This is a genomic window from Nonomuraea sp. NPDC003201, assembly GCF_053590415.1.
Map to the genome: position 1 here is coordinate 1 of NZ_JBSFTC010000506.1, position 5349 is coordinate 5349.

The window sequence follows — 5349 nt, forward strand, 5'->3', positions numbered from 1 at the left end:
GTCACCGGCCACGGGCGGCGGGTGGCGCCGCCCGTGCTCCGCCGTAAAGAACGACAGGTTTTCAGGCGGAAAGGGGCACCGCGTCGAGGCGTTGGAAGACCTCGCGCGACGCGCTGGAGCGGTTGAAGGTGATGAAGTGGATGCCCGGCGCGCCCTCGTCGAGCAGCCGCCGGCACAGCTCGGCCCCGTGCTCGATGCCCAGCCGCCGCACCGCCGCCGGGTCGTCGGCGACCTCCTCGAAGCGGGCCGCCACCTCCGCCGGGAACGGCGCTCCCGACAGCTGCTCCGAGCGCGCGATCGTGCTCATCTGCGTCACCGGCATGATGCACGGGATGATCGGCGTGTCGCACCCCCTGGCCGCCACCCGGTCGCGCAGCCGCAGGTAGTCGTCCGCGCGGAAGAACATCTGCGTGATCGCGTAGTCGGCCCCCGCCTCGCACTTGCGCACGAAGAACTCGGTGTCGCTCTCGATGGACGGCGAGCGCGGGTGCTTGTACGGGAAGGCGGCGACGCCGACGCAGAAGTCGCCCGCCTGCCTGATCAGCCGCACCAGCTCCTCGGCGTAGAGGACGCCTTCGGGGTGCTGCAACCACTCGGCCGTCGGGTCGCCAGGGGGGTCGCCGCGGACGGCCAGGATGTTGCGCACCCCGGCGTCGGCGAAGCGCCCCACCAGGTGACGCAGCTCGCGGATCGAGTGGTTGACCGCCGTGAAGTGCGCCACGGGCGTGAGCGTCGTGTCGTGGGCGATCCGCTCGACGATGTCGACCGTGCGGTCGCGCGTGGAGCCGCCCGCGCCGTAGGTCACCGACACGAACGTCGGCCGCAGCGACTCCAGCTCCCTGATCGCCTTCCAGAGCTGCCGCTCTCCCTCGTCGGTCTTCGGCGGGAAGAACTCGAAGGAGAACGACCGGCCACCGGCGGCGAGCATGTCGCGGACGGTGGGAACACGATCGGGCAGGATGGAGGGTCGACCAAGCGCCATGTGCCAAGGTTACAGGGACCTCGCCGACTCAAGGTCACGGCCGTGTCACCCCTGCCGCCACAGCCATGTCACCGGTACGAGCGGCACATCGCCGTCCACGCCACCCCAGATGCCCCTATTGGGACACCTGCACATCCGATCCCCCGCACGCGGCCACTAGTCTCAAGGCATGACCACTGACGCCGTTGGCATGAACACCCTCCGCACACAGGTGGAGCGTGCCCTCGGAGAGTTCGTCGAACGACAGCTGCCCGCCCCCGGTGACCCCGAGCTCGAGCCGCTGCGCACGGCCGCCGACGAGTTGCTGGCCGGCGGCAAGCGACTGCGTCCGGCGTTCTGCTACTGGGGCTGGCGCGGCGCGGGCGGCACGGACGTGCCCGCGATCTTCACCGCGGCGGCCTCGCTGGAGCTGCTGCAGGCCAGCGCGCTGGTGCACGACGACGTGATGGACAAGAGCGACCTGCGCAGGGGCATGCCGTCCGCGCACCGCCGGTTCCAGGCGCTGCACGAGAAGTCCGCCTGGTACGGGTCCGCGGAGCAGTTCGGCGAGGGCGCGGCGATCCTGCTGGGCAACCTGCTGCTGATCTGGTCGGGCGAGATGTGGCGCACCAGCGGCCTGCCGCCCGAGTCCCTGGCGGCGGCCCAGCCCGTGCACGACCACATGCGTACGGAGCTGATGTGCGGCCAGTACCTCGACCTGCTGGAGCAGGCGCACGGCGAGAACACGTTCGAGTCGGCGCTGCGGGTGGCGCTGTTCAAGAGCGGCAAATACTCGGTGGAGCAGCCGCTCAGGCTCGGGCTGGTGCTCGCCGGCGGCAAGCTCGCGCCCTGGATGGACGAGCTGTGCACGGGTTACGGCACGCGGGTGGGGATCGCGTTCCAGCTGCGTGACGACATCCTGGGGGTGTTCGGCGACCCGGCGCAGACGGGCAAACCCGCCGGCGACGACCTGCGGGAGGGCAAGCGGACGATGCTCGTGGCCCGTACGCTGGCGGCCGCGTCCCCGGGTGCGGCGGATACCGTCCGGCAGCTGCTGGGGGATCCCGGGCTGGACGAGCACGGGGTGGAGACGCTGCGGCAGATCATCGACGAGACGGGCGCGCTGCAGGAGTGCGAGGACCTGATCGGCGACTATCTGGGGGACGCGCTGTCCGCGCTGGACGAGGCGCCGATCACGGTGGAGGCGCGCGCGGCTCTGACGGAGCTGGCCATCGCCGCCACCTCCCGCAAGACCTGACCTGATCTGACCTGGGCAGGGGATCGCCACCCTGGGCCCGGCCTCCGACTCGGAGGCGCCCGCGTGATTGCGGGCGCCTCGTGGGTCACAGGGCCCCGTACGGCCGGGCGGCCTCCTGTGGTCAGGTGGCCGCCGCGGTCAGGGGCTCATGTCGGTCAGGGGCTTGTCGGTCAGGGGCTTGTCGGTCAGGCGGAGGACAGACGCTTGGCGAACTCCGCCGCCGCCGCGCCCGGGTCCTCCGCGTCCGTGATCGCGCGTACGACCACCACGCGGCGCACGCCGTACGACATCACCTCGTCCAGGTTCGCGAGGTCGATGCCGCCGATCCCGAACCACGGCCGCGAGGTCTCCAGCGCGGCCGCGTGCCGGAGCAGCGGCGGGCCGGGGGCCGGGCGGCCGGGCTTGGTGGGCGTGGGCCAGATGGGGCCGCAGCAGAAGTAGTCGACGCCCGGCTCCGCTGCCGCGGCGGAAGCCTCGGCCACGGAGTGGGTGGACCGTCCGATGACGATGTCGTCGCCGAGTATCTCTCGCGCGACCGTCACAGGAAGGTCGTCCTGCCCCAGGTGGAGCACGTCGGACCGGGCGGCGTGGGCGACGTCCGCCCGGTCGTTGACGGCCAGCAGTTTGCCGTGCCGGTCGCAGGCGTCGCGGAAGACTTCGAGGAGCGCGAGTTCTTCGCGGGCCTCCAGACCCTTCTCCCGCAGCTGGATGATGTCCACGCCGCCGGCCAGCACCGAGTCGAGGAACTCCGCCAGGTCGCCGCGGTCGCGGCGGCCGTCGGTGCAGAGATAGAGGCGGGCTTCAGAAACCGAGGGCTTGGGCACGCCGCTTGACCTCAGTATGACGGCCGGCCTTGATCGCCTCGATGGGCGATCCGGGCAGGGACTCGTCAGGGGTGAAGAGCCAGCGCAGCGACTCGACATCGTCGTAGCCGGCGTCCAGCAACACGGTCAGCGTGCCGGGCAGGCCCTTCATCACGTCCTTTCCATCGAGGAACACAGCGGGCACCTGTGGCCCGCCGCCCCCCCGGCGTACGCCGAGCAGCTTGTGGTCCTTGAGGAGTTGCTTGGCCCGCCCGATCGGAAGGTCTAGGCGCGAGGCCACTTCGGGGAGCGTGAGCCACTCGTCGACGAGCTGGTCGGTCTCCCGGTCGATCTGTGCAACAGAAAGCGTCACGAAACCACAACTACCACATGCCGTGCTTGCTCAAACAACACAATCCCGTAGAGAGACTTCTGGATCTACCAGGCGTTCCGCGTCGAGACGGTGTCCCGCGTCGATGATTCTGCGCCCCTGTACGAGGTCTCGAGGCCGGTCCACGGCGAGCACCGCGGCGAGGGCGCCGTCGGCCGTGAGCCAGACGGCCGACCACTTGCCCTCCGGCTCGCCCCGGTAGATCAGGCGCTCGCCTGCCAAATGATGACCGGCGTATTGCACCATGTGTCCGAACTGCTCCGACCAGAAGTACGGAACGGGATCGTACGCGACGTCCTCGCCCAGCAAGCTGGCGGCGGCCACCTCGGGGGCGTTGAGCGCGGTGTCCCAGTGCTCGACCCTGAGCCTGGTCTGCCAGCGGCGCGACCACCAGGCGGCGCAGTCGCCGACGGCGACCGTGTTCGGGAGGGAGGCGCGCAGGTGCTCGTCCACGACGACGCCGTTGTGGAGGTCGATGTCGGCGCCGGTGAGCCATTCGACGGCCGGGCGCACGCCGATGCCCGTGACCACCACGTGGGCGTCCACGAACTCGCCGCCCACCAGCCGCACGCCGCCCTCGTCCACGGAGTCGACCATGGTGTCGAGCCGCAGGTCGATGCCGTCGTACCAGCGCTCGGTGCGGGCCCCGATCTCGGCGCCGACGGCCGTCGCGAGCGGCGCCGGGCCGGCCTCGATCACGGTCACCGCGCACCCGGCGCGGCGGGCGGCGGTGGCCACCTCCGCGCCGATCCAGCCGGCGCCGATGATCGAGACGCGGGCGCCGGGGACGAGCATGGCCCTGAGCTCGTGGGCGTCGTCGAGCGTGCGCAGCACGTGTTGCGGGCCGTCGCCGGGCAGCCTGATCGGCTCGGCGCCGGTGGCGATGACCAGCCCGTCGTAGCCGAGCTCGCCCTCGGTGGTCTCCACGACCCCCTCGCGCAGCGCCTTGGCGCTGACCCCCGGCTGGAACACCACGTCGAGCGAGGCCAGGTCGGTGTCGACGTAGCTGGTGTCGGCGTCGCCGAACAGCACGGCCTTGGACAGGGGTGGACGGTCGTAGGGGCGATGCCGCTCCTCGCCGACCAGCGTGATCCGCCCGCCGAACCCCTGTGCGCGCAGCGCCTCCACGGTGCGCACTCCGGCCAGGCCCGCTCCCACCACCACGACTTCGTTCACGTTCATGACCCTAACGTGGGCCGGTGTCCGGGCGTCGCAGCGAGGCCGTAGGCTGGGGGCGTAAGACGCGCGGGAGTCCGGCCGTGACCGGGCTGAGAGGAAGGCTGCCATCGGGCCTTCGACCGCAAGACACCTGATCCGGATCATGCCGGCGAAGGGAGCGCGGATGGATGTGATCGTGGGCGGCGGGGTCGTCGGCCTCTCGCTGGCCTGGCGGCTGGCCCGCGAAGGGCGGCCCGTCACCCTGGTGGACCCGGCCCCCGCCTCTGGCGCCTCACACGCGGCCGCGGGGATGCTGGCGCCGGTCAGCGAGGTCACCTACACGGAGGTGCCGCTGCTGCGGCTCGGTGTGGCGTCGCTGCGCCGCTGGCCCGCCTTCGCCGCCGAGCTGGCCGCCGACGCGGGGCTGGCCGGCCCCGAGGCCCTGGACCTGCGCTCCGAGGGGACGCTCGACGTGGCGTTCGGGGCGGACGACCTGGCCGCGCTGGACGAGCTGGCCGCGTACCTGGAGAAGCTGGAGCTCCCCGTCCGGCGGCTGACCGGCCGCGAGTGCCGCCGGCTGGAGCCCATGCTGGCCCCCTCGGTGCGGGGCGGGCTGCTGGCCGTCGGCGACTCCTGGGTGGACCCGCGCCGCGTGACGGCGGCGCTGCTCGCCGCGCTCGACCGGCGGGGAGTCCAGCTCGTACGGGCGCGCGTCGGCGAGCTGCTGCGCGACGGCGGCCGGGTCACAGGGGTACGCCTGGAGCCGCCCGAAGGCGGC

At 72.0% G+C, this 5349-nt stretch carries 6 protein-coding genes and 1 riboswitch; of the genes, 2 read left to right on the forward strand and 4 right to left on the reverse strand.

Going from position 1 to position 5349, the window contains the following annotated elements; translation table 11 throughout:
• Window positions 1–61: 61 nt before the first annotated feature.
• Complete coding sequence (metF, locus tag ACWDX9_RS59185) at window positions 62–982, reverse strand: methylenetetrahydrofolate reductase [NAD(P)H] (protein WP_363963605.1); 921 nt, start codon at window positions 980–982, stop codon at window positions 62–64.
• A gap of 169 nt (window positions 983–1151) precedes the next feature.
• On the opposite strand from metF, the gene ACWDX9_RS59190 reads away from it, so the two are divergent.
• On the forward strand, window positions 1152–2219 hold the full coding sequence (locus ACWDX9_RS59190) for a polyprenyl synthetase family protein (protein WP_364251384.1): 1068 nt from the start codon (window positions 1152–1154) through the stop codon (window positions 2217–2219).
• Window positions 2220–2404: 185 nt separating this feature from the next.
• On the opposite strand, the gene thiE is transcribed toward ACWDX9_RS59190, so the two are convergent.
• From thiE to ACWDX9_RS59205, 3 genes are read right to left on the reverse strand one after another with little or no spacing between them, the layout of a single operon-like run.
• A complete protein-coding gene (gene thiE / locus ACWDX9_RS59195; protein ID WP_449972406.1) occupies window positions 2405–3043 on the reverse strand; it encodes a thiamine phosphate synthase in 639 nt (212 codons plus the stop codon).
• Window positions 3021–3395 (reverse strand): Rv2175c family DNA-binding protein, encoded by a 375-nt coding sequence (locus ACWDX9_RS59200; RefSeq protein ID WP_350729058.1) that lies wholly within the window; start codon window positions 3393–3395, stop codon window positions 3021–3023. Before ACWDX9_RS59200 ends, thiE begins: the two co-directional genes overlap by 23 nt.
• Before the next feature lie 30 nt (window positions 3396–3425).
• The gene (locus ACWDX9_RS59205; protein WP_449972408.1) at window positions 3426–4595 is read right to left on the reverse strand and encodes an NAD(P)/FAD-dependent oxidoreductase; all 1170 of its coding nucleotides are present in this window, start codon (window positions 4593–4595) and stop codon (window positions 3426–3428) included.
• 53 nt (window positions 4596–4648) lie between these two features.
• Window positions 4649–4766, forward strand: a riboswitch (TPP riboswitch).
• Here ACWDX9_RS59205 and ACWDX9_RS59210 point away from each other — a divergent pair.
• The coding region (locus tag ACWDX9_RS59210) for an FAD-dependent oxidoreductase (RefSeq protein WP_449972411.1) at window positions 4756–5349 on the forward strand (594 nt) is incomplete at its 3' end. It overlaps the preceding riboswitch by 11 nt.